Raw genomic sequence first — 22,184 nt, forward strand, 5'->3', positions numbered from 1 at the left:
AACCCCCTTTTCACTTTCTTTATTAGTTTGAAGTGAAAAAAGAGGGTTTATTCATTAAAAGGGGCGTATTCCTTTTCCCAATATTTATATAATGCCTGTGTGCCGCTGTTTTCTTCTCCTTTTTCAGCAAGCTCTGCATACATTTTCTTTGCGAGCGAGAGTCCCGGAGTCATCATCCCCATTGCTTCTGCCTCATCTAAGGCAATGTTCATGTCTTTAATGAAATGCTTAATATAAAAGCCGGGGTCAAAGTTTCCCTCAATCATTCTAGGTGCCAGATTGGATAAGGACCAGCTGCCTGCTGCTCCAGATGATATGCTTTGAAGCACTGTTTTCGGATCCAAACCTGCTTTCTCTGCATAAACAACCGCTTCACACACCCCGATCATATTGGATGCTATCGCAATTTGATTGCACATTTTCGTATGCTGTCCGGCACCCGCATTCCCTTGATAAACGATATTCGTTCCGAGGAGATTGAGAATCGGTTCTACAGTCAGAAATGCGTCCCGGTCTCCTCCTGCCATTATTGAAAGCTTTGCATCCCTTGCGCCGATATCTCCACCTGAAACAGGGGCATCTATTGCATACATGCCTATTTTGCGTGCTTCTTCATTTATCCTCTTGGCTAATGTAGGTGTCGAGGTGGTCATGTCAATTACATATGTATTTTCTCTGCCATTTGTGATAATGCCATTTTCCCCGAGATACACTTCCTCTACATCTGCGGGATAACCAACAATGGTAATAATAACATTTGCTTTCTTTGCAACTGCTGAAGGAGTCTCAGCCCACTCTGCCCCATTCTCTATTAGTTCAGAGGCTTTTTCTTTAGTTCTGGTATACACGACTAATGGATAGCCTGCTTTCAAAAGGTGTCCCGCCATGCTCTTGCCCATAACCCCTGTTCCCACAAACCCGATAACTGTATTTTCAGGTGAAATCATGGTACACTCTCCCTTGAAATATCTGAATTTTTTATATTAATTCTACCACTACTTTTGTTTGAATAAAAATATTAAGAATCCCCAAAAACGACAAAAGACCAGGCAAATACCTGGTCCATCCCCAATTTTATGCGCGTAATTTATAATACCCAAATCAGATTAAAATAAAACACCCTTAATTTCATTTAAATTTCTCTAAAGCTGAGATGAAAAATTGTTTAAGAACGCGCTTGCTATCACTTCATCTTCATTTAAGATTTCCACGGAAACCGCATCTTCATTCACAATCATTTTTTCTATTTCGAAAACATGCAGGTCCTGTGTAAGAGGAATGGGATTCATAAAAATATAGTTCCCCTTTTCATTATTGACTTCAATATATTCCCCATCAATAATAGTGTCCTCCCCATAAACAAACTCATCCGTCCCCAGGGCAGCAGCCAGTTTTTCATTATGTATGGAAACTTTTACTTTGTATAATTTTTCTTCTGAAAGAATTTTATCATTAATTTTAAACCGGAACTGCAGCTCATTGTTTTTAGTCAGCAGGGCTTCAGCATGATTTTGACGATTGAATCCTGTGTACCCTGCATGCAGCCTGTTAGAAGCAATGCCAATATGGCGGTGAGCATTAGGCTAATGATTTTTTTATTCATGTAGAATTTCCTCCTTTTTCATTACCTTTTCCTTTACCGCCTGACAATAAACCCCAATTGCAAAACTTAATCCTAATCCTTGGCAATAACAGAAATTGCAAGAAATAAAAGAAGCCCTTCCCAGGCTTCTTCAGTGCAATACGCGGCTTAAAAATGCGCTTTGTTTCTCATATAAGTCGTTCTGCTGTTTTTCTTTAATACATCTATACCGATCCTGAAAGAGAAAGCTGATTATTATAGCAACCATTTTCCATCTCTCCTTTTTTTGTTGTAGCTTAATTATAGGAGAGTTTCTTATTTCGGATAACGACCATAAGCTGTGATTTCAGTCATCCTTAAGACTGAGAACCCGTAAAAGCAAAAAAATAAACCGGCCTTTTTAGGCCGGTTTAAAAAGGGGGGAAAATGAGAATGATCAGCTTAATTAAGTCTGACCTAAGTGCTTACTTCTTATTTACCCGGGTGATTATATTTAAAACTTCCAAAATATTACAGTTTGATTACAGTTTAGCTATTTCTTTTACAGCTTGGACTACTTCTTCAGCTGTATTCATATGAAGCGCTTTTTCAGCCAGGGCTTCCATGTCCTTTTTGTTCAGGCGGCTGATTTGAGAACGGGCTTTCAGGATTGAAGTAGCGCTCATGGAGAACTCGTCAAGTCCTAATCCCAGCAGCAATGGAATTGCCGTTTCGTCCCCAGCCATTTCACCGCACATACCTGCCCACTTTCCTTCTTTATGCGCTGCATCAATTACCATTTTAACTAAACGCAGGATTGCAGGATTATACGGCTGGTAAAGGTAAGAAACACGCTCATTCATGCGGTCTGCAGCCATAGTGTACTGAATTAGATCATTTGTGCCTACACTGAAGAAATCGACTTCTTTAGCGAATTGCTCAGCCATAACAGCAGTTGAAGGAATTTCAACCATAATTCCAATTTCAATGTTGTCTGCAACCACTAAACCTTCGCTCATAAGTTTTTGTTTTTCTTCTTCAAGAATTGCTTTGCCCTGACGGAATTCATCAAGCGTGGCAATCATAGGGAACATGATTTTCAGGTTTCCATAGGTGCTAGCTCTTAATAAAGCTCTTAATTGCGTCCTGAACATATCCTGTTCTTCCAGACATAGACGAATCGCCCGGAAGCCAAGGAATGGGTTCATTTCCTTTGGAAGATTCAGATATGGAAGTTCTTTATCCCCGCCGATATCCAGGGTGCGGACTACAACCGGTTTTCCGCTCATCCCTTCAAGTACAGCTTTGTAGGATTCAAACTGTTCCTCTTCAGTTGGAAGCTGATCTCTTCCCATATATAAAAATTCTGTACGGTAAAGGCCAACGCCTTCTCCGCCATTTTCAACTACACCCTTCAAATCTTTCGGAGTTCCGATATTGGCAGCCAATTCAACATGATGGCCATCAGCAGTAACTGATTTCTCATTGACAAGCTTAGCCCACTCAGCTTTTTGCTCTTCGAATTTACGGTGCTCTTCCTCGTATTCGGCGATAGCCTCCGGAGTCGGATTAATATGTACCAGACCTTTTAACCCATCCACGATAACCAGGTCGCCATTTTTAATTTGCTTCGTAGATTCCTTTGTTCCCACTACTGCAGGAATTTCCATGGAACGGGCCATAATGGCAGAGTGAGATGTTCTGCCCCCGATGTCAGTTGTAAATCCTTTTACAAACTGGCGGTTCAGCTGAGCAGTATCAGATGGTGTCAAATCTTCCGCGATAATGATGACTTCTTCTGCAATCATGCTGGGATTCGCAATTTGCACTCCAAGCAAATGAGAAAGTACGCGTTTTGTTACGTCACGGATATCTGCTGCACGCTCTTTCATGTATTCATTGTCCATTTGTTCGAACATTGTTATGAACATATCCGCTGTCTCTTTTAAAGCAGATTCAGCGTTTACTTTGTCTGTTTTAATTTTATCTTCAATCGGCGAAATTAATTCCGGATCACTTAATACTAAAAGATGAGCATCAAAAATAGCAGCTTTATCCGCACCAAGATCTCTATGGGCATTATCGCGGATGACTTCCAATTCACCTTTAGATTCAGCTAGTGCTGCCTGAAAACGTTCTACTTCCTGTTCAGCATTTTCTACTGTCAATTTGTTAAAAGAGAGATCCGGCTCAACCAAACGGTAAGCCTTAGCAATAGCAATACCGCTTGACGCCGCAATACCATTTAAAAAGCTCATTATTCAGCCAATCCTTCTTTTTTCAATGTTTCTTCAAGGCTGTTAAGAGCATCCTGTTCATCGCTGCCTTCAGCAATAATTGTAATATCAGCATCTTGTCCAACACCTAAAGACATAACGCCCATAATTGATTTTAGGTTTACTTTCTTTTCCTTGTATTCAAGGTGAATTTCTGAATCAAATTTGCTGGCAGCTTGTACAAGCATTGTAGCTGGACGAGCGTGAATTCCTGTTTCTGCAGTTACTTTAAATTGTTTTTGTACCATATGGGATCAATCTCCTTCGTATTATTGAATATGAATTAAGATGTGCAAGGCGTTGCCTCACGAACTTAATGACGGGAACTGGAATTTTCAGCAATGCCAGCAGCAGGATGAAACCGTTATAGTCCGTCATATATGCTGTTTTATTTTTTCCAATGCCCTATTATTCATGTATATAGTTGTTCAAAAAGGCTGAGAAAAATTAGTGCATTCACTTCATAGCGAAGCTCCTCTGCTTTTCAAACACTTCCATAGAATCAGGTAAGATTACCGGGCTGTAATTAAGTCATCGGACAACTTACATCTCAGACAAAAGAATAGCATTTCACATTCATTTAGACAATGAAAAACCCTTAATTTTTAACGTTTGTTCATATTTTTTTAATTAAAACGCTTTCATTTGCCAAGGATTTCTACTTATTATTTTCATTATATTTTTTTGAAATTTATGGCATCTCATGATACTTATCTTGTTTTCTAACCAGCTTTGAGGTTTCTTTGTACTGAAGTACATTATAGCCTATTCTCATTTTTGAAATAGTGCCCTTTAGAGCGGTTTCATGATCGCCTTCCCGGTCGGTATACAGTGTAACAAGATCTGCGACTGACCGGGCCAGCATTTCTATAACATGTTTCAAGTCATCCTGTTGATAAGAAGTGTTGTCTTCCATTAAGTGCTCGAGAATATCCTGAGATAAGCTTTTCACTCTGTATGCTTTTTCTTTTTCAAGTTTCATCTGTTTATCCCGCCTTTTTGATTAATTTCTCAATTATATGCAGGCCAGAAGAGTGAAATGCTGTGGGCTTAGCTAATAAAACACTAGTTTTTTCCTTCAGGAAAAAATTGGGCATCCTGATTGAAAAAGTTCTTATGGGATAAAAGGATAAATAAAATTACAGATAAACCTACACTTCCCAAAATCCCCAGCAGGATGACAATCTGATATTCAATTGCAAGCAATGGACTGACTCCTGATAGAATCTGCCCGGTCATCATCCCAGGCAAAAATATGATGCCCATTCCCAGCATATTGTTTATAGTCGGCAGAACAGCGGAATCAAAAGCATGATTAACATAAGGCTTAACTGCAGCTTTGGGATCCGCACCAAGCATTAGAGCACCCTCGATCATATCTCTTTGGGTGGTAAAGGAATTCAGAAGCTCCTTTACACTCAACGTAATGCCTGTCATGGAGTTGCCAATTATCATACCTGCAATTGGAATAAAGTAGCGGGGATCATACCAGGGCTCAAAATGAATAACAATAAAATTAAAAAATAAAAGACAAAATGTTGTACCTGTTATCATGGAAATCGCAATGGATTTTTTGAGGCTGACTGAAAGTCTGGTTCCAGCCTGTTTATAGATTGTGTAAATCGCGAAACCTTCCATAATAAAGATTACACCTAACGTTAATAACGGATTGGAAAATTCAAATAGATAGGTTAATACATAGCCTGCTATTACAAGCTGAAGTGTCATTCTGAGGGCAGCAATTGCCAGCGCTTTTTGACGTGTGATGCCTCTCACTTTGAAGATTAAGATTAGAAGCAGCACAAATAGATAAGCTGATATTAGTCTCCAGAGTTCAATATCAATAATTGAGCTATTTTCCATCAAACTCCCCCTTAGGTGTATTCTCCACCTCCTCCACAGCAGACCGGGATAAATATATCCTTTCTTCTGCAAATTGTTCATTGACTTTATTGGAGTGGGTTATCATGAGTAATGAAGCATGTTTCTTTTTGATTTCACGGATGAAGTGATCCAAAACCATCATCTCAGTGTCTTCGTCAAGTGCAGAAGTCGGCTCATCGAGCAGATAAACATCTGCTTCAAGAAGCAGAATTCTTGCTAATGCCAGGCGCTGTTTCTCCCCGCCCGAAAGAGTTCCTGCATCTTCATGAAGTTCCTTAGTCATCTGCATATTATGCAGAGCCTGATTAAGTCTTTCATCATCACCCGCTTCCATTCCGTTAAGCTTATAACCCATAATCAGGTTATCCTTTATTGTGCCCGGAAAAATTAATGGAATCTGCGATAGCATAATTACTTTTCTCCTGTGCTGGACAGAATCAATTTCTTTTAGCGGAGTGCCTTTATAAAAAATTTCACCCGAATCGGGGGTAATCATTTTGTTCAGGGTTTTCATAAGAGTTGATTTTCCAGCACCGCTCTCTCCGGTGATGCAGGTTACTTTATCTATTTTTATGTCAAGATGATTCACATTTATAATGTTATCAACTCTTAATTCTCTTATGGTGAATAGCAAATCTGTTGTCATATGCAGCTCCTTTTCCAGTTTCCGTATACCCTCTAGCTTATCCCCTTAATCACAAAAGCTTGCCATGGTTTTAAAAATATTCCATTTAAAAATAAAAACGCACAGATTAAAAATCCGTGCGTTAAATATATTGGCTATTGTACCTTTAAGTTTTTCAGTATGTTCCAAACGAAAATTAAAATGCCGGCAGCCGTAATAGTGGCTCCAGCAGCAGTACCAGGAAGAAAAGCATTATTCTCTGTAACCAGGACTAGTGACAGTGACAGCATCATGATTGGCAGGCCGATATTATGAAGCCAAAAATGCCATTTCCCGGCTTTCCCTTCTGCAAGAGCAGGAAACAAGTAATATAGAATTCCTGCCAAAGTCAAGGACGTCCACCCGAGTAAATTAATATGGACATGAACAGGACCTAATAGGTAAGAATGAGTACTCGACATATAATACCCCAGCAGAATCCCCACAGCAAAATATACGGAAGAAATCTTAATCATAGTAATGCCCATTGAACCCCTCCCATAAACCGTTCTAAAGCATTAATAAAATATGAGCCTATAGAACCATTTAGAACAAGGGACTTGTTCTTGTTTCTAACTTATTTATCATCCTTTCACAGTAAATTTACAAAGGGTTTAATTCTATTTAACAAGGCTGTTTTACACTGTCTTTAAGACAGGAGGAGAGAATGGTGATAAACATCCTGCTATGCCTTATTTTCGTAAGTGCTGTTTTTGTGCTTAATATTATTTTGTTAAGAAAATAGAGAATTATTATTCTTCATAAATCATTTTCCTTGTCATGCCTCCATCCACCGTAATATTTTCACCTGTTATAAAGTCATTTTCAGGATGGGCTAAAAATAAGCAGGTCCTTGCAATGTCGCCGGGTTTTCCAACTCTGTTGGAGAAATGCTGTTTATGGTCAATCTCTCTAAGACTTTCATAATCGCCTGTTTCAATCCAGCCGGGGCTTATGCAATTAACCCTGATCCCCTTTTCAGCGAGTGTACTTGCCATCGCGTGAGTAATTGCCGCAATTCCTCCTTTTGAAGCTGAGTAAGCTTCAGTTCCGCTTTCTGACATTACTGCTCTCGTAGAAGAAAGATTGATAATACAAGAACCTTGTTTCATCAATTTCGCAGCCTCCCTGCTGCACAGGAACACACTCCGAAGATTCGTATTAATCACTTCCTCCCACATTTCCACACTCAAATCAAAAAATGAATGAAACTTTGAAATGCCTGCATTATTAATCAGAATATCTATAGCTCCAAATGACTCAAATGACTTTATGATCAGTTCCTTAATTTCAGTTTCATTCTTAACATCTGTTCTAATGAACAGGCTGTTCAGGCCTGTTCGGTTCAAATGTTCTTCTAATTGTTTTCCCTTCATTTCATTAATATCGGCGATAACAACATTGGCCTCTTTACTAGCGAATGACTCGGCAATACTCTTGCCTATCCCGCTGGCTCCTCCTGTAACAATGACTGTCTTCCCTTTAAAATCGTTCATATTTGCTCATCCCTTCGAAATTGTCATATTGCTTATATACCCATTTTTCTTTGCCTTCTATTCAATTAAATTGCATAGACATAGAAAAGACACCTGAAATAATCAAGTGTCTTTTCTATGTGCTATTTATTTCAGCTTCATTCCTTTATTAGCTTCGGGGGGAATCTAAGTATTGATAAATAACATGTCCGCCTCTCTGTGCGATTCCGCGAAAATGCTTAAAGTCCTCTCTTTTTACGATGACACTGCGAAAAGGAAGAAAGTCTTCTTTTGACACATGATATTCAGTAATGATTCCATTTTTTAATTGTTCGAGCACTTCCAGAATTTGTTCATGCTTCATTATCCAGAACTCCTTTTACTTCATTCTTTCTTAATCATAAATAAAGTGCTGCCAATTTTGAAGCATCAAATATTATATTTGCATATCAACCTTTTTTCTGAATATTAAATATTTTTAATGTACAACAGTACTTTTTCTGGTATAATATTACCAACCTAACGGATGTAATAAATTTCCTTAGAAGCAGTGAATTGCAAAATTCTTTACGCATTTCAAAATATAGTGCAAACTGTTACTACCAGCGAAAGAAATGGACAAAAGGAGAGATGCTTTTTGAAGAAAGCAGAGGTTGGCAATATTATTGAGTTTCGTGATGGACTACAGGGAATTGTAGAAAAAGTAAATGAGAATTCCGTTATTGTAGATTTAACGTACATGGACAACTACCGTGATCTCGAATTAGATCAGAGAACAGTTGTCAATCATAAAAATTATAAGGTTGTCAGAGAATCAGCAGTATAAAAGAAGAAATAATGAAAGCGCATTCTTTCATCACTTTTAAAAAGCAGCTCTCTTTGCTGCTTTTTATTTGTTCTTTTTGTCTGATCCAAACCTCCACGGCTCCACGCTATTAATCTCCACAGTTATGGCCCCCTGTTTAGGAGGCCGTAATATTATTCTTTCTCTCCTGACAGCTCTTTTAATGATTTCACTTTTCCATGAGGATGCTGATCCTGCTTTCTAACTGTCCAGGCACGTTCTTTTTCTCTCTTTGATTTCGTCATTATACATACCTCCCTTCATATGGGCTTATGATTAGCATTTCTGCATTATTTTATCTGAGCGTTTCCAAAGAAATCTTTTCCTTACTTTTTATGTTTATTTTTTGTTAGAATAGTGTTTGGTTATTTTTTTGCTTGAAAGGAGTTAAATAATTTGAAAAATATTGCTGCAGATGTTCGTTTTATTGGCGGGCTGCTACTCGCTCATCTGCTTATGTATTTTACATTTCAGGATAAATCAATTTTTTGGTACATCTTTTCTGCCTCTTTACTGCTTCTAATCAGTTACTCCATCATAATGGAGGAAGTGGAAGACAAGGCTTCTTTTGGAACATACATTTCCTATGGAACTCTTTCAGGTCTTCTTTTGTATGGACTATTTTGGACGGGATACAGTTTATTTGATTTTCTCAATCTCCCCATATTGAATCAGGTTGAACAATTATACGGCCGATTTTCACCTTCGTTTATCTGGCACTATATTGTGCTGATTTTAATCATAGTTCCAGGAGAAGAGGTGTTTTGGAGAGGCTTCGTACAAAATAGATTAATGAAACATACGTCTGTAAAGGTAAGCATCGTTATTTCCTCTCTCCTCTATACTTCTGTCCATTTTTATTCAGGATACTGGATGCTCGCTTTTGCAGCATTAATCGCAGGTCTCTTCTGGGGATGGCTATATGCCTGGAAAAGAAGTATTCCCTTAGTAATTGTATCCCATCTGATTTTTGACTTGTTATTATTCGTTCTGCTCCCATTTAATTAAATGTACTTCCACTGACTGCAGTGTGATCTGACAATTCTTCGTGGATTGTCTTTTTTTAACTTTTGTTAATTCTTTGTCGATGTTTTACATAAATGGTAATGTACAAGTAAATAGGAATTTATATGTAACTCTTTTATTCCAAATACGTCTAATAATGCAAAGGCGCTGACAGACAACGGGAGGATGGAACATGATGAAAATTATGGCGAAATTTATGTTAATGCTGGGAGTTTTAGCCGCTACTCTGGCAGGATGCGGCACAGCTCAGGATGATCCTGCCAATGGAGCAGAACCTGGGCAAAATGAAGAAGAAACAGCTTCATCCGGACAGGATGGACAAGAACAAAGTGAAGAAGAAGAAGCTTCAGAAGATGGCACTGATGAAGAAGGAAATAGTGTTATCAGAATCCTTGAACAGAATATGACTTATTCAGTTAAGGGTGAAATGAAGGAAGACACTGCCTTCCTGAAACATAGTGATAATCAAAATTATTCGATGTACGTCCTGCCTGCATATGAACTAACTGCCGAGGAACCAAATAAGGATGTACTGTACCTCTCGGAAAATGATCAGGTTTTCATGCGGATTGAACTTCTTCCGGATGATGCAGATTGGGACATGATTAAAGAGAACACCAAAGCACAGCTTGGAGCTGTCAGCGAAAATGTGCAGACATCAAAAGCTCCTTCAGATGATTTTTACAAAGATGCTTCTGTAATGAGGGCAGAAGGTAACGGTGAGAAGGTTTCAGCCTACCTTGTGAAAAACGATGATCTTTCACTGAAGCTTACTCTATTCAATAAGGAAGACGCTGACCATGAAGATGCTTTCCTTCAGATGGCAAAAACCATTATGAAAGAGAAGCCGCAAGAATAATATGAATTTGAAAGAGATCCATATAAAACGGATCTCTTTTTTTGGTTTTATCAGGCTTTTTTCCCCTTGCTTCCATCATCAAATGGCTTCATCCACAGAAGAATAATAAAGGTCAAACTTACATATCCAAAAACCGGATATAAATAGGACAGCAATGTTCCATAATTGATTAAACTGATAAAGTAACAAACGACAAAGATAAAGCCCACAATAAAAATACTCGGAACGGAATAGTGTTTTTTCACCTGTCTCTCAATGCCAAACACATTCCCAATAACAGATGTGAAAATCTCACCATAGATGACAAACACAAAAATCCAATAGAGCGATGATGCCAATGTCTTTACAATGGCGGCCATCGGGATATCATATGCTTCCAGATTCGGCAGCATCATAAGTGTTAAATGGCTGGAAAGCAGGATGAGTGTAAGCGCGGCTCCACCAAGATATCCGCCCCATTTAATTGTACGGTCATCATCTATTTCAGAAGCCACGGGCACCAGGACTGCCTGCGCCAATGTTAAATTCAGGGCAGTATAAGAAAACGGAGCCACAACCGCCTTCCAGCCATCTTCAGCATATGGGATAAACAGAACCTGTTCTGCAAAATTAGGAAGCTTCATGCTTATAAACAATAAAATAAAGCTAAATGCAATCATCATCGGAACAACAAATGTATTAACAGCAAATAATCCGCGAATGCCAACTATCATTGTAATAATCGTTAACCCTATCGTAACGAGCAATCCCGCAGTCTTGCTGATGCCAATCTGTTCCTCAAACACTGCTCCTGCACCGGACAGCATAACTGCGCATACGCCAAGCAGCATAAACAGCATCAATATATTAATGGCAGAACCAAAAAATCTTCCAAATAAAAATTCATTTAATTCCTGGTAGGATGCTGCCTTTATACGTGCAGAGATTCTCATTAATTTGGAGCCGAGAAAAATAAAGATGTAACCGCTCATCAGTATCCCAATTAAACCGATAAAACCAAATCGGGAAAAAAACTCTACAATCTCCCTGCCAGTGGCAAAGCCCGCTCCCACCACGGTTCCCACATAAACGGCAGCGATCTGGAAAGCTGCCCCCCAATTCGTCTTCACTTAATCTCCTCCTTCCTTTCCAATATATGTAGGGTGGTACAAACAAAGACGAGCTTTTTTGCATTAAAGATAACTGAATATTGGATATGAATTCCAAAACAAACCACTTGAAAGTCAAAGAAGGTCAAATTATAATGTTGATGTAAGGTCAAATATAGTCAAAGTCAGACCAAGTTTATTAATGGAGGTATGCAGAATGCTTTGTCAAAAATGTCAATTAAAAGAAGCAAACGTACAATTAAGATTGAAAGTGAATGGAAATGAACGAAACCTTAACCTTTGCCATAGCTGTTATCAAACTGAAAAGCAAAAAAGCCTTACTTCCTTCGGGCCTGCTTTGAGCGGCTTTTCAGGTTTTGGCCAAATGCCTTTAGAGGATTTCTTTAAAAAGATGGCATCCTCTCAAGGAAATGAAAACTACCAGCCTTTAAAAGAAGCGGCGGGACACAATCAGGGAAACGGCGGATTTATCGATCAATACGGACGAAATCTTACACAGCTTGCAAAAGCTGGTTTAATTGACCCGGTCATCGGACGGGACGAAGAAATAAATCGTGTGACTGAAATATTAAATAGAAGAAGCAAAAATAATCCGGTCTTAATAGGTGAACCGGGAGTAGGCAAAACAGCTATTGCCGAAGGGCTGGCGATTAATATTGCCGAGGGGCGAGCCTCAAAGAAACTTCTAAATAAAGAAGTCTATTTGCTTGATGTGGCATCCCTGGTTGCAAATACCGGCATTCGCGGTCAATTCGAGGAACGCATGAAACAGCTGATTTCAGAGCTTCAGAATAGGAAGAATATTATTCTCTTTATAGATGAAATCCATTTGCTTGTCGGAGCAGGATCAGCTGAAGGGTCGATGGATGCCGGCAATATACTAAAGCCTGCCCTTGCACGGGGAGAGCTGCAAGTAGTCGGAGCAACCACATTGAAAGAATACCGCCAAATTGAAAAGGATCCGGCTCTCGAGCGCAGATTCCAGCCCGTACAAGTAAATGAGCCGACTGCTGATGAGGCAGTTGACATCTTAATGGGGCTGAAACAAAAATATGAAGACTATCATGATGTTTCTTTTACAGAAGATGCCATAAGAGCGTGTGTACAGCTGTCAAGCCGCTATATTCAGGACAGGTTCCTTCCTGACAAAGCCATTGATCTAATGGATGAAGCAGGTTCGAAAATGAATCTTCAGTCAGGATTTATACCTGCAGAAGATATTGAGAAACAGCTGAAAGAAATCAGCAGGCAGAAAGACCTTGTCTTAAAAGAAGAAAAATATGAAGAGGCTGCAAAACTCCGTGGAGAGGAATTAAAACTCCAGCAGGCATTGAACGGAGAAAACAAGGCTGAAAGGCCAGTTATCGAAACAAGTCTTATTCAGGAGATTATTGAGAAGAAAACAGGGATTCCTGTCGGAAAATTAGCAGAAAATGAACAGGAAAAAATGCAAAACCTTGAGGGAAATCTTGCACAAAAAGTAATTGGACAGCGGGAAGCCATACAAAAAGTTGCAAAAGCCATCCGCAGAAGCCGTGCAGGACTAAAATCCAAGCACCGCCCAATTGGATCTTTCTTATTTGTCGGGCCAACAGGTGTCGGGAAGACTGAATTAACCAAAACACTTGCAGAGGAGCTGTTCGGCTCAAGAGACAGCATGATCAGGCTTGATATGAGTGAATATATGGAAAAGCACAGCGTGTCTAAAATTATCGGTTCTCCTCCAGGATATGTGGGTCATGAAGAAGCAGGACAGCTGACTGAAAAGGTGCGCAGAAATCCGTACAGCATTATCCTGCTTGATGAAATAGAAAAAGCACATCCAGATGTACAGCACATGTTCCTTCAAATATTGGAAGATGGACGACTGACAGATAGCCAGGGCCGCACTGTCAGCTTTAAAGAAACAGTCATTATCATGACAAGCAACGCAGGAGTTGGGCAAAAAGAAGTCCATGTTGGATTTGGTGCAGCTGATGCTGTCAAAGATTCAAATATTCTGGACTCTCTCGGCAGCTTCTTTAAACCGGAATTCCTGAACCGATTTGATAGCATTATTGAATTTAAAGCTTTGGACAAAGAGCATTTACTAAAAATTGTTGACTTAATGCTCAATGAATTGCAGGAAACATTAAATGATCAGGAGCTTGAATTGACTGTTACCCAGGAAGTTAAGGAGAAATTAGCAGAAGACGGGTACCACCCTGCTTTTGGCGCAAGGCCATTAAGAAGAATCATCCAGGATGAACTGGAAGACAAAATTGCAGATTTCATCATCGATCATGGAGAAAGTAGCCATTTACAGGCTGAGCTGGAAAACGACTTAATAGTCATTAAACCAATGCGCTAATAAGATGGAAAAGAGCCGGAGTTAGTAGCCGGCTCTTTTTCTATTTTATAATCCTTTATCATTCACTGAATTCAGCCAATTCTCAATTTCCCCGATAACTGACTCGACACATCCCTCTTCAAAAGGAGAAATCAATCCAGCTTCTTTAACAAGTCCAGTGAAAGGCTTGCTGCCTCCAAGCTGGCATAGTTTTAAATAATTATTCCAAGCCTCATCCTGATTCTCCCTGGATCTTTTCCAAAACTGGAATGCACAGATTTGAGCCAATGTATAATCAATATAATAGAATGGTGAATTGTAAATATGACCCTGCCGCTGCCAGAATCCTCCGTTCTCTAAATACTCGTTGCCATCATAATCTTTATGCGGCAAGTATTTCTTCTCAATCTCTCTCCATGCCTGTTTTCTTTCCTGCGGTGCAGCTTCAGGGTTTTCATACACCCAATGCTGGAATTCATCAACTGATACGCCATAAGGCAGGAAAAGGAGTCCCCCGCTCAAGTGTGAAAACTTGTATTTCTCCGTATCCTCTTTAAAGAAGCCTTCCATCCAGGGCCATGTAAAAAATTCCATGCTCATGGAATGAATTTCAGCTGCTTCATAGGTTGGCCAGTTATATTCAGGTATTTCAAAATGACTGCTTGAATAGACCTGGAATGCATGGCCTGCTTCATGGGTAAGAACATCAATATCTCCTGAAGTCCCATTGAAATTAGAGAAAATGAATGGGGATTTATAGTTTTCAATGTAAGTGCAATAGCCGCCCCCTGCTTTTCCCTTTTTGGCTACCAGGTCCATAAGATTATTTTTTCTCATGTATGAGAAAAATTCACTCGTTTCACCGGATAACTCATCATACATTTTTTGGCCGTTTTCAATAATCCAGTCAGGATCTCCTTTTGGTACGGCATTACCCGTTTTAAATTCAAATCCTTCATCGTAAAATTTGAGCTTATCAACGCCAATGCGCTCTCTTTGCCTTTCTTTAAGCCTTGTGGCGATTGGAACGATGAAATCCTTCACCTGCTTACGGAAGTTTGCAACCATTTCCGCGTTATAATCTGTCCGGTACATGCGGAAATACGCCAATTCAACAAAATTCTTGTAACCAAGCTTATGGGCTATCTCTGTTCTAACCCTGACAAGCTCATCATATATACGGTCCAGTTCATTTTCATTTTCAGCAAGAAAACCAAAGCGGGCCTCACTTGCTTTTTTACGCATTTCACGATCTGTAGATTGTGTAAATGGCTCCAATTGAGCAAGGGTGCGTTCTTCACCTTCAAAATCAATCTTGGCTGAAGCAATTAATTTTGTATATTCTGAAGAAAGCTTATTTTCTTTTTGCAAAAGCGGAACAATCTCTGGCGAGAACACCTTCAATTGGGCTTCTGCAAGTGCAAACAGCTGATTCCCCCAGCGCTCTTCAAGCTCTGCCCTGAATCTGGAATTAACCAAAGCCTGATAATACTTTGTAACAAACCCTTCCACTTCAGGCTGAATCTCATCCATATAATCCTGCTCTGCTTTGTAAAATTCATCATTCGTATCTACTGAATGCCTGATATAGCATAGGTTGAACATGGTACCGACATCATTGCGAATATCATTAATTTCTTTCATAGCCTGATTTTGCTGTTCTGCAGAAGCTGCATCTTCGAACTTTTCAAGCGCTGCTTCAAATTGACCCTTTATTTTCTCAAGATTCGGACGAACATATGTATAGTCTTCAAATCTCACATTACTGCCCCCTCGTGTATATGTATATCGATTTATAAACAAACCACTAAACTAATTCGACAATATTTGGATAATTCCTCCTCTAAACATATCTTATCGGAACACAAAATAAAAACAGCCGGTCAAGGCTGTTTCAATTAATGGCTCTTTTTGCAAAGATTGCTGTATTTTCATCTATGAATTCAGTCTGATTAATTCCCCTCAATTTTGTCATGGGAGATTGATAGTCCAAGCTTCTTTAATAGCTCAATGGCTGTACCTTTTTCATCTGAAGTCAGCTCGTTCATAAGTGAATGTATGTGTTTTTCATGGTCAGGAAAAATATTTTCAATAAATGTTTTTCCCTCATCTGTTATTTGCGCAAAGGTAACTCTTCTGTCAGTCGGGCATGCGACCCTTTTTAACAGGCCTTTCTGCTCAAGCTTGTCCACTACATATGTGATGCTTCCGCTGGCCAATAGTATTTTCCCGCCGATCTGCTGCAGAGGCTGGTCACCTTTATGGTACAGCAGCTCCAAAACTGCAAATTCAGTTGGATTTACTCCGTAAGTTTGTATTCGTTTATTTACATTTTCATTTATAGCCCGGTATGCCCTGGACAGGACAATAAACAATTTCAACGATTGGTCAATTTGTTCAGACCCCATTTTATCCAATCCCTTTACCTTTTAATGTGTAGCGTTTACATCAATCAATTCTCAATCATTATAGAAAACAGGAAGAAAGCTGTCAATTTAACAGATCAGGATTACTTGCCTGCTGCAACCTCCCAATTGCAGTTCAGAGTCGGGATTATCTTTCCCTTTTCAGAAAAATAGTCAGCAATCAATTCAGTCATATCGGTTAATATTTCTTTCTCCACCGGTTTGTCCTTGAACATATTATATCCTCCGCCGCCTGCAGCGCGGTAATTGTTCATTACTGCTTGATACTCGCCATCCTCCCTGATAGGATGTCCCTTATAAAGGAGCTTTGTAATCCGGCTGCCCTTTTGGCGGGAAACATCTATTTTATATTCAATCCCTTCCCACATATCGTAATTATAATGCTGTGGCTTTGGATATGAAAATTCAGGATTCACTATAATTTCCCCGTCCCTGTTCAATTCAAAATAAGATGCTGACCGCTCTAAAGCATCCCTAATGTCCTTTCCGGAAATTCTTAGGACACATAGCGAATTCGGATATATATAATTAGAAACAATTTCTCTCATTGTTACTTTAGATTTGAAGCCCGGTGCTCCCTCATGAAACAGTGCAGTACAGGAAATATCAGCACCAGCTGCTTCCATCTGCACTTTATTAATAAATTCAATCAGCGGATGCTCCTTGAGGCGCGCTCCGAAAATATCATCAATCACCATGTCTCCTTCAATCTCACCTATTACCGTATCAAGCCAATTCTGGGTTTTGGATTCATAATACCCGGCAAGCTGAAGGACCTCATGATCAGGCATGATTCCATTAGGATAAATTAAGGCAGAGTGTTTTTGATCAATCAGCCAATCATTGTGTTTCTTTCTAAATTTTACTGTAACCTTTGCAAGCGCCTGGCCGTTAAATCCTGGCTGTACAATAGATACACCATTCACTTGTTCCCCTTCAATAAAACGGTGCTGATGCCCGGTAATCAGAACATCAATACCTGGAACATCTGTACAGATTCTGAAGGCTTCATTTTCTCCTGTTTGTTCTTCCGTCAGTTCACCTGTCCTGATATCCTTTTCAAAGCCCCCATGATAAGAGACGATAATCAAGTCAGGCTTTTCTTCCTCCTGGATATAGGAAACCCATCTTTTCAAACTAACCACCGCAGATTCGAATGAAAGCTGATCAATATGCTGCCTTTTCTCCCAATTTGGAATATACTGGGTTGTGACACCTATTACTGCAGTTTTCAAACCATTTGCGAAGGTTTTTATCTTATAAGGAAGCCCAAAATAAGTTTCCTTTGTTGAATTGAATAGGATATTTGCTGAAAGCCAAGGGAAATTGGATTCACTGACCGCTCTTGCAAGGGTGTTCTTTCCATAGTTGAATTCGTGATTTCCGATTACAGCTGCATCATATTCAAGTTGATTTAAAATTTGGATCATGGGATTTTTTTGGTTTTTCAGGTATCTTGAATAATAATAAGTCAGAGGAGTTCCCTGGATCAAATCGCCATTATCGATAAGAATGGAGATCTCAGATTGTTCCTTTTCTCTCTTTATTAACGCTGCAAGCTTGCCCAGACCATGCTCAGCGTTTTCATTTGTTCCATAAAAATATGGATAAACATGTCCATGGACATCACTTGTAGCTAAAATGGTGAGTAAAGCTTCCGATTTCATCAAACCCCTCCTTACATATAAAATAACATTCCTTTGAAAGAAATAAACCTCTTTTAGCACAAAATGGTATAATAATGATAATGTCAGTTAGCTAAGGACAAATTAACCTAATTAATCTGGAGTTTACCTCATGAATAATCGAAACAGAAATTTCCTGCTTTATTTATTCGCAGTAATTATTCCCACTTTAGCCGGCAGCATTTTTTTATTTATGGATTCTGTTAAACAAAACGATATGGAAAGACTGGCAGAAGCAAAATGGATTGGCTCCATACACCAAAGAAGCTGGGATCAGTTTATTTCCGAGACCGTGACCACACTTGAGATGCTTTCACTGACTGCGGGAAGTGCTGACACGCCTTCTGAAAAGCTTGAGCCTCTGCTCCAAAAAGCCAATCAACTGGATCCGCGTTATGGAGGGATTTACCTTCTTGATCCCAGCGGAATGGTTCTAACAGGATCAAATCAATTCCTGGCGAACTCAGATTTATCTGATAATAAATATCTTAAAGAGGTTTTGCTCACAAAAGATATTGTTATTTCCAATACTCCTGAAACATTGACAAATGGTCAAACAGTCGTTGGGATAGGAAAGCCGGTATTGAATGACGATGGAGATGTAATCTCTATTATTGTGGCACATATGAGAGTGGATTACGTACAAAATATTATGAGGCTTCTCACTCCTGATGCCCGGCTTTCCGTTCTTAATTCTAAAAGGAATACGATTATGGATATCAATATGAATGGAGACTCCTCCTTTTCCAGTCAAAATAGCATTACAATCCCGATTGACAGGCTGCCCTGGAGTGTAAAAGTGGAATTTCCGCCACGAGACATGCTGAACATTATTAAGGATGCTTTCCGGGCAATCCTGGTATTAACGATAATAATCCATATTCTATTTCTCTTCATAATATATTTAAGGCTAAAAAAACAGACTGAAAAGGAAAAAAAGGAAAATGAACTGCAAAAGCTGGAACTGGTAGGTACTCTTGCTGCCAGCACAGCCCATGAAATCAGGAACCCTTTAACAGGAATAAAAGGGCTTATACAGCTATTGAGTGAAAAATATACAAATACAAATGACCAGTATTACTTTTCAGTCATAAATGATGAGATAAGCAGAATTAATGAGATTGTCAGTGAATTTTTAATTCTGGGGAAACCTGCTGCTCAAAAAACGGAAGCACTGGATTTGAGAAGTATTATAAAGGAATTAGAACCTTTAATACTCTCTGAAGCTAATTTACACAATGTCACTTTTGAATCTGTTTTTTCAGATGAACCCGTCATGGTCGATTGTACGAAAGATCAGATGAAACAGGTTATTCTGAATTTAACGAAAAACGCTTTTGAATCAATGGAGAGCGGCGGAAAGCTAGCCATAAAGCTAAATAAAATGCAATCCAAGTGTCAGCTTAAAATCGCTGATACAGGCTCCGGTATTCCAGAAGACGAAATAGAAAAAATATTTCATCCCTTTTACACTTCAAAGGAAATGGGTACAGGTCTTGGGCTTGTGGTCTGCAGGCGCATTGTGCATTCTTTTGGCGGTGAAATATTTATTACAAGCGAAGAAACGAAGGGTACTCATGTAGATATTTTTCTGCCAGTCAAAAACCCATAAAAAGGGAAGGTGCATTATCCCAGGCACCTTCCCTTTTAGCTTAAAAATATTGGAGCGTTTCTCTCAATTCGATCCTTTATCGACTTCATCATTACTAATAGCTGAGGATCCCTGTCTTCAGGTGCGATTTTTTTATGGATAACGGAATACAGTGTGATATCCCTAAGCCTCAGGAATAAGGGCAGCTGTTTTTCCAGGTCACCGGGAATTTCATTCTCCTGCTGATATCCATCCAAAAAGGAGTCCAGGAATACCCTGCCAAAAATATTTACTTCTGCCGGATTCGCCTCTTTGAACTTATATAAAAGTGAATAATACAGGGGAATGGCGATATCAGACGCAAACCAATGATAACAGCAGTCATCAAAATCAAATACTTGTATATCTTTTTCGTCATAAAAAAAATTTCCGGAATGAATATCTGTATGAATAAGGCCATAATTGTTTATATGCTTAGGCAATGTATGAAGCATATCCAGTAAAACCTTAGTATTCATAACGATTAATTGATCTTCTTCGGGTATATATTTTTCAACTGTCAGCAGCTCTTCTTCATCCCATTGCATGCGCGGGACAATGTCAGCAGAAGGAACATATGACTTTGTGGCTGCATGCATTTTCCCCACTGCTCTTCCCCACGCATGAAATAACTCTTTATTGAATTCCGGTCCACGAACACTGATCGGTTTTCCCTCTGCTTTTGAAAACAGGCCTGCATAAAAGACAGAGCCATCACCAGCTTCCAAGGCTTCAACCATATTCCCATTTTGTGATGGAACAATCTTTGGAACCTTCACACCTTCAGATCCTAAATAACTCATCCAGTCAACTTCTGATAAAAGCTCCTCCAGCTTGCGATGTGTCGAATGGGTAATTCTCAAAATAAGCTCTTCCCCAGCTTTTGAAGCTTCATAGACATAGTTTTCAAAATCACCCAGCTTTTTATAATTCACGATATCCAAAGAAAAGATACTTAAGAAATGATGGAGGACTTCGTCCGTCATTAAAGAATCAACCGCTTTTTCCATTAGCTTCCCTGCTCTCACCCTTATTCTGAATAATGTAAATTATATAATATTTTATAGTTTTTCAAAATAGCTATTTTGATAGACTCGTGAATAAGGTACACTATATTTAGTTTCACGAAATGTTTAGAAAAAAGGAGACTTTCATTATGAGTGCTACCGCTGCTACAATCAAACCAAACTCTGAGCCGCAGCAGAAAACAGCCTATCGGATATTATTCATCATTGGCATTTGCCACCTATTGAATGATTCCATCCAATCAGTTATACCAGCTATGTTTCCGATTTTGGAAAAGTCTATGGGGCTTACCTACTCACAGCTGGGAATGATTGCTTTTTCGTTAAATATAGTATCATCCATCATGCAGCCTGTCATTGGGATGGCCACTGATAAAAAACCCTTTCCTTTTGCCTTGCCAATCGGCCTCACCTCAACTTTATTTGGTGTATTAGGACTGGCTTTTGCTCCAGATTATAAATGGATCATTCTTTCAGTTCTATTCATTGGTTTGGGTTCGGCTGTGTTCCATCCTGAAGGTTCAAGGGTAGCATATATGGCAGCAGGCCAGCGCAGAGGTCTTGCTCAATCGATTTATCAAGTTGGCGGAAACACCGGACAGGCACTTGCTCCCATCATTACAGCCCTCATACTTGTTCCCCTGGGCCAAATAGGGGCTGCCTGGTTTACCGCAGTTGCGGCAATTGCAGTTGGACTGCTCATTTATATTGCATTCTGGTATACAGGACGTCTTCAGCAGGATCTGATCGCCACTAAACCGCGGAAAGATTCAGGTGCCCGTCAAAACAAAAGAATTTCTAAAAAGGTGTGGGGAGCCCTCCTCCTGGTCCTTTTTTTGATTTTTGCCCGTTCATGGTATATCTCCGGGATGACAAATTTCTATGCTTTTTATGCAATACAGAAATATTCTTTCTCTATAAGTCAGGCACAGCTCTTCTTATTTGCATTTTTAGTATCAGGTGCGCTGGGTACGTTTTTTGGCGGACCGCTCGCAGATCGGTTTGGAAAGAAGCAGATCATTTTTCTTTCAATGATCCTCACTGTTCCCCTTTCCCTCCTAATTCCTTTCGTGCCTTCCGCTATTGCATTTATCATGCTGGTGGCTGGTGGATTTATACTTATGTCAAGCTTTTCTGTGACTGTTGTATACGCACAGGAACTCGTTCCCGGAAAAATCGGCACAATGGCTGGACTGACAGTAGGGCTGGCATTTGGTATGGGGGCAATAGGCTCCGTTGCTTTGGGCTATATAGCCGACACTCTTGGACTGGCCAATATGATAATATTAACGGGGTTTCTTCCTGTTTTGGGATTGCTGACTTTATTGCTTCCCCCGGATGAAAGGGTTTCTGAATGGAATAACTAAGAAAAGCGTAAGCGCCTTGCCCAC

22 protein-coding genes are annotated in these 22,184 nt (G+C 39.5%); 6 read left to right on the forward strand and 16 right to left on the reverse strand.

Annotated elements, in window-relative coordinates; all coding sequences use genetic code 11:
• Positions 1 to 47: 47 nt before the first annotated feature.
• From NYE23_RS13020 to NYE23_RS13065, 10 genes are all read right to left on the reverse strand, one after another.
• A complete protein-coding gene (locus NYE23_RS13020; protein WP_341078394.1) occupies positions 48 to 947 on the reverse strand; it encodes an NAD(P)-dependent oxidoreductase in 900 nt (299 codons plus the stop codon).
• A 195-nt stretch (positions 948 to 1,142) separates the two neighbouring features.
• Positions 1,143 to 1,289: a hypothetical protein gene (locus NYE23_RS13025; RefSeq protein ID WP_341078396.1), complete on the reverse strand. Its 147-nt coding sequence runs from the start codon at positions 1,287 to 1,289 to the stop codon at positions 1,143 to 1,145.
• A gap of 814 nt (positions 1,290 to 2,103) precedes the next feature.
• Positions 2,104 to 3,819, reverse strand: a complete 1,716-nt coding sequence (gene ptsP, locus NYE23_RS13030) for a phosphoenolpyruvate--protein phosphotransferase (RefSeq protein WP_341078398.1) — start codon at positions 3,817 to 3,819, stop codon at positions 2,104 to 2,106.
• Entirely contained in the window at positions 3,819 to 4,085 is a 267-nt protein-coding gene (locus tag NYE23_RS13035) for a phosphocarrier protein HPr (protein WP_341078399.1), read from the reverse strand. Before NYE23_RS13035 ends, ptsP begins: the two co-directional genes overlap by 1 nt.
• A 443-nt stretch (positions 4,086 to 4,528) precedes the next feature.
• Positions 4,529 to 4,819, reverse strand: coding sequence for a hypothetical protein (locus NYE23_RS13040; RefSeq protein ID WP_341078402.1), 291 nt, complete (start codon positions 4,817 to 4,819; stop codon positions 4,529 to 4,531).
• 83 nt (positions 4,820 to 4,902) lie between these two features.
• The gene (locus tag NYE23_RS13045) at positions 4,903 to 5,700 is read right to left on the reverse strand and encodes an ABC transporter permease (protein ID WP_341078403.1); all 798 of its coding nucleotides are present in this window, start codon (positions 5,698 to 5,700) and stop codon (positions 4,903 to 4,905) included.
• Positions 5,690 to 6,367 carry an ABC transporter ATP-binding protein gene (locus NYE23_RS13050; RefSeq protein ID WP_341078406.1) on the reverse strand — a complete coding sequence of 226 codons (678 nt, stop codon included), beginning with the start codon at positions 6,365 to 6,367 and terminating at the stop codon, positions 5,690 to 5,692. The genes NYE23_RS13045 and NYE23_RS13050 overlap by 11 nt, the downstream gene beginning before the upstream one ends.
• A 134-nt stretch (positions 6,368 to 6,501) precedes the next feature.
• Positions 6,502 to 6,873, reverse strand: a complete 372-nt coding sequence (locus NYE23_RS13055) for a cbb3-type cytochrome c oxidase subunit I (protein WP_341078408.1) — start codon at positions 6,871 to 6,873, stop codon at positions 6,502 to 6,504.
• Positions 6,874 to 7,137: 264 nt separating this feature from the next.
• A complete protein-coding gene (locus NYE23_RS13060) occupies positions 7,138 to 7,881 on the reverse strand; it encodes an SDR family NAD(P)-dependent oxidoreductase (protein ID WP_341078409.1) in 744 nt (247 codons plus the stop codon).
• Positions 7,882 to 8,029: 148 nt separating this feature from the next.
• A complete protein-coding gene (locus NYE23_RS13065; protein WP_341078410.1) occupies positions 8,030 to 8,224 on the reverse strand; it encodes a hypothetical protein in 195 nt (64 codons plus the stop codon).
• A 273-nt stretch (positions 8,225 to 8,497) separates the two neighbouring features.
• On the opposite strand from NYE23_RS13065, the gene NYE23_RS13070 reads away from it, so the two are divergent.
• On the forward strand, positions 8,498 to 8,686 hold the full coding sequence (locus NYE23_RS13070; protein ID WP_009331029.1) for a YkvS family protein: 189 nt from the start codon (positions 8,498 to 8,500) through the stop codon (positions 8,684 to 8,686).
• Between the two features lie 152 nt (positions 8,687 to 8,838).
• On the opposite strand, the gene NYE23_RS13075 is transcribed toward NYE23_RS13070, so the two are convergent.
• Positions 8,839 to 8,949: a DUF6254 family protein gene (locus NYE23_RS13075; protein WP_019381647.1), complete on the reverse strand. Its 111-nt coding sequence runs from the start codon at positions 8,947 to 8,949 to the stop codon at positions 8,839 to 8,841.
• A 151-nt stretch (positions 8,950 to 9,100) separates the two neighbouring features.
• Here NYE23_RS13075 and NYE23_RS13080 point away from each other — a divergent pair, with 151 nt between their 5' ends.
• Complete coding sequence (locus tag NYE23_RS13080; RefSeq protein WP_341078412.1) at positions 9,101 to 9,712, forward strand: CPBP family intramembrane glutamic endopeptidase; 612 nt, start codon at positions 9,101 to 9,103, stop codon at positions 9,710 to 9,712.
• 190 nt (positions 9,713 to 9,902) lie between these two features.
• The gene (locus NYE23_RS13085) at positions 9,903 to 10,589 is read left to right on the forward strand and encodes a hypothetical protein (protein ID WP_341078414.1); all 687 of its coding nucleotides are present in this window, start codon (positions 9,903 to 9,905) and stop codon (positions 10,587 to 10,589) included.
• Between the two features lie 50 nt (positions 10,590 to 10,639).
• Here the strand turns inward: NYE23_RS13085 and NYE23_RS13090 are convergent, their stop codons facing one another.
• A complete protein-coding gene (locus tag NYE23_RS13090) occupies positions 10,640 to 11,698 on the reverse strand; it encodes a YkvI family membrane protein (protein WP_341078416.1) in 1,059 nt (352 codons plus the stop codon).
• Positions 11,699 to 11,894: 196 nt separating this feature from the next.
• Between NYE23_RS13090 and NYE23_RS13095 the strand changes: the two genes are divergently transcribed.
• Positions 11,895 to 14,048 (forward strand): ATP-dependent Clp protease ATP-binding subunit, encoded by a 2,154-nt coding sequence (locus tag NYE23_RS13095; RefSeq protein WP_341078419.1) that lies wholly within the window; start codon positions 11,895 to 11,897, stop codon positions 14,046 to 14,048.
• A 45-nt stretch (positions 14,049 to 14,093) separates the two neighbouring features.
• Here NYE23_RS13095 and NYE23_RS13100 read toward each other — a convergent pair whose 3' ends face one another.
• The 3 genes from NYE23_RS13100 to NYE23_RS13110 form a co-directional block, all read right to left on the reverse strand.
• Complete coding sequence (locus NYE23_RS13100; RefSeq protein WP_341078420.1) at positions 14,094 to 15,788, reverse strand: M3 family oligoendopeptidase; 1,695 nt, start codon at positions 15,786 to 15,788, stop codon at positions 14,094 to 14,096.
• Positions 15,789 to 15,979: 191 nt separating this feature from the next.
• Complete coding sequence (locus NYE23_RS13105) at positions 15,980 to 16,435, reverse strand: MarR family winged helix-turn-helix transcriptional regulator (RefSeq protein WP_341078422.1); 456 nt, start codon at positions 16,433 to 16,435, stop codon at positions 15,980 to 15,982.
• A gap of 101 nt (positions 16,436 to 16,536) precedes the next feature.
• Positions 16,537 to 18,120 carry a bifunctional metallophosphatase/5'-nucleotidase gene (locus tag NYE23_RS13110; RefSeq protein WP_341078424.1) on the reverse strand — a complete coding sequence of 528 codons (1,584 nt, stop codon included), beginning with the start codon at positions 18,118 to 18,120 and terminating at the stop codon, positions 16,537 to 16,539.
• Positions 18,121 to 18,250: 130 nt separating this feature from the next.
• Between NYE23_RS13110 and NYE23_RS13115 the strand changes: the two genes are divergently transcribed.
• The gene (locus NYE23_RS13115; protein WP_341078425.1) at positions 18,251 to 19,750 is read left to right on the forward strand and encodes an ATP-binding protein; all 1,500 of its coding nucleotides are present in this window, start codon (positions 18,251 to 18,253) and stop codon (positions 19,748 to 19,750) included.
• A 35-nt stretch (positions 19,751 to 19,785) separates the two neighbouring features.
• Here the strand turns inward: NYE23_RS13115 and NYE23_RS13120 are convergent, their stop codons facing one another.
• Complete coding sequence (locus NYE23_RS13120; protein ID WP_341078429.1) at positions 19,786 to 20,778, reverse strand: phosphotransferase enzyme family protein; 993 nt, start codon at positions 20,776 to 20,778, stop codon at positions 19,786 to 19,788.
• A gap of 146 nt (positions 20,779 to 20,924) precedes the next feature.
• Between NYE23_RS13120 and NYE23_RS13125 the strand changes: the two genes are divergently transcribed.
• A complete protein-coding gene (locus tag NYE23_RS13125; RefSeq protein WP_341078432.1) occupies positions 20,925 to 22,160 on the forward strand; it encodes an MFS transporter in 1,236 nt (411 codons plus the stop codon).
• The last annotated feature ends 24 nt before the right edge of the window (positions 22,161 to 22,184 follow it).

Source organism: Cytobacillus sp. FSL H8-0458 (genome assembly GCF_038002165.1).
Lineage (GTDB): Bacteria > Bacillota > Bacilli > Bacillales > Cytobacillaceae > Cytobacillus.

What these genes read in the sequence shown, in the direction of transcription:
- NYE23_RS13055 (WP_341078408.1), bottom strand. Translation starts at nt 6,873, where the DNA reads ATGGGCATTACTATGATTAAGATTTCTTCCGTATATTTTGCTGTGGGG.
- NYE23_RS13035 (WP_341078399.1), bottom strand. Translation starts at nt 4,085, where the DNA reads ATGGTACAAAAACAATTTAAAGTAACTGCAGAAACAGGAATTCACGCT.
- NYE23_RS13125 (WP_341078432.1), top strand. Translation starts at nt 20,925, where the DNA reads ATGAGTGCTACCGCTGCTACAATCAAACCAAACTCTGAGCCGCAGCAG.
- NYE23_RS13050 (WP_341078406.1), bottom strand. Translation starts at nt 6,367, where the DNA reads ATGACAACAGATTTGCTATTCACCATAAGAGAATTAAGAGTTGATAAC.
- NYE23_RS13045 (WP_341078403.1), bottom strand. Translation starts at nt 5,700, where the DNA reads ATGGAAAATAGCTCAATTATTGATATTGAACTCTGGAGACTAATATCA.
- NYE23_RS13040 (WP_341078402.1), bottom strand. Translation starts at nt 4,819, where the DNA reads ATGAAACTTGAAAAAGAAAAAGCATACAGAGTGAAAAGCTTATCTCAG.
- NYE23_RS13025 (WP_341078396.1), bottom strand. Translation starts at nt 1,289, where the DNA reads ATGAATCCCATTCCTCTTACACAGGACCTGCATGTTTTCGAAATAGAA.
- NYE23_RS13115 (WP_341078425.1), top strand. Translation starts at nt 18,251, where the DNA reads ATGAATAATCGAAACAGAAATTTCCTGCTTTATTTATTCGCAGTAATT.
- NYE23_RS13020 (WP_341078394.1), bottom strand. Translation starts at nt 947, where the DNA reads ATGATTTCACCTGAAAATACAGTTATCGGGTTTGTGGGAACAGGGGTT.
- NYE23_RS13110 (WP_341078424.1), bottom strand. Translation starts at nt 18,120, where the DNA reads ATGAAATCGGAAGCTTTACTCACCATTTTAGCTACAAGTGATGTCCAT.
- NYE23_RS13060 (WP_341078409.1), bottom strand. Translation starts at nt 7,881, where the DNA reads ATGAACGATTTTAAAGGGAAGACAGTCATTGTTACAGGAGGAGCCAGC.
- NYE23_RS13095 (WP_341078419.1), top strand. Translation starts at nt 11,895, where the DNA reads ATGCTTTGTCAAAAATGTCAATTAAAAGAAGCAAACGTACAATTAAGA.
- NYE23_RS13065 (WP_341078410.1), bottom strand. Translation starts at nt 8,224, where the DNA reads ATGAAGCATGAACAAATTCTGGAAGTGCTCGAACAATTAAAAAATGGA.
- NYE23_RS13075 (WP_019381647.1), bottom strand. Translation starts at nt 8,949, where the DNA reads ATGACGAAATCAAAGAGAGAAAAAGAACGTGCCTGGACAGTTAGAAAG.
- ptsP (WP_341078398.1), bottom strand. Translation starts at nt 3,819, where the DNA reads ATGAGCTTTTTAAATGGTATTGCGGCGTCAAGCGGTATTGCTATTGCT.
- NYE23_RS13085 (WP_341078414.1), top strand. Translation starts at nt 9,903, where the DNA reads ATGATGAAAATTATGGCGAAATTTATGTTAATGCTGGGAGTTTTAGCC.
- NYE23_RS13120 (WP_341078429.1), bottom strand. Translation starts at nt 20,778, where the DNA reads ATGGAAAAAGCGGTTGATTCTTTAATGACGGACGAAGTCCTCCATCAT.
- NYE23_RS13105 (WP_341078422.1), bottom strand. Translation starts at nt 16,435, where the DNA reads ATGGGGTCTGAACAAATTGACCAATCGTTGAAATTGTTTATTGTCCTG.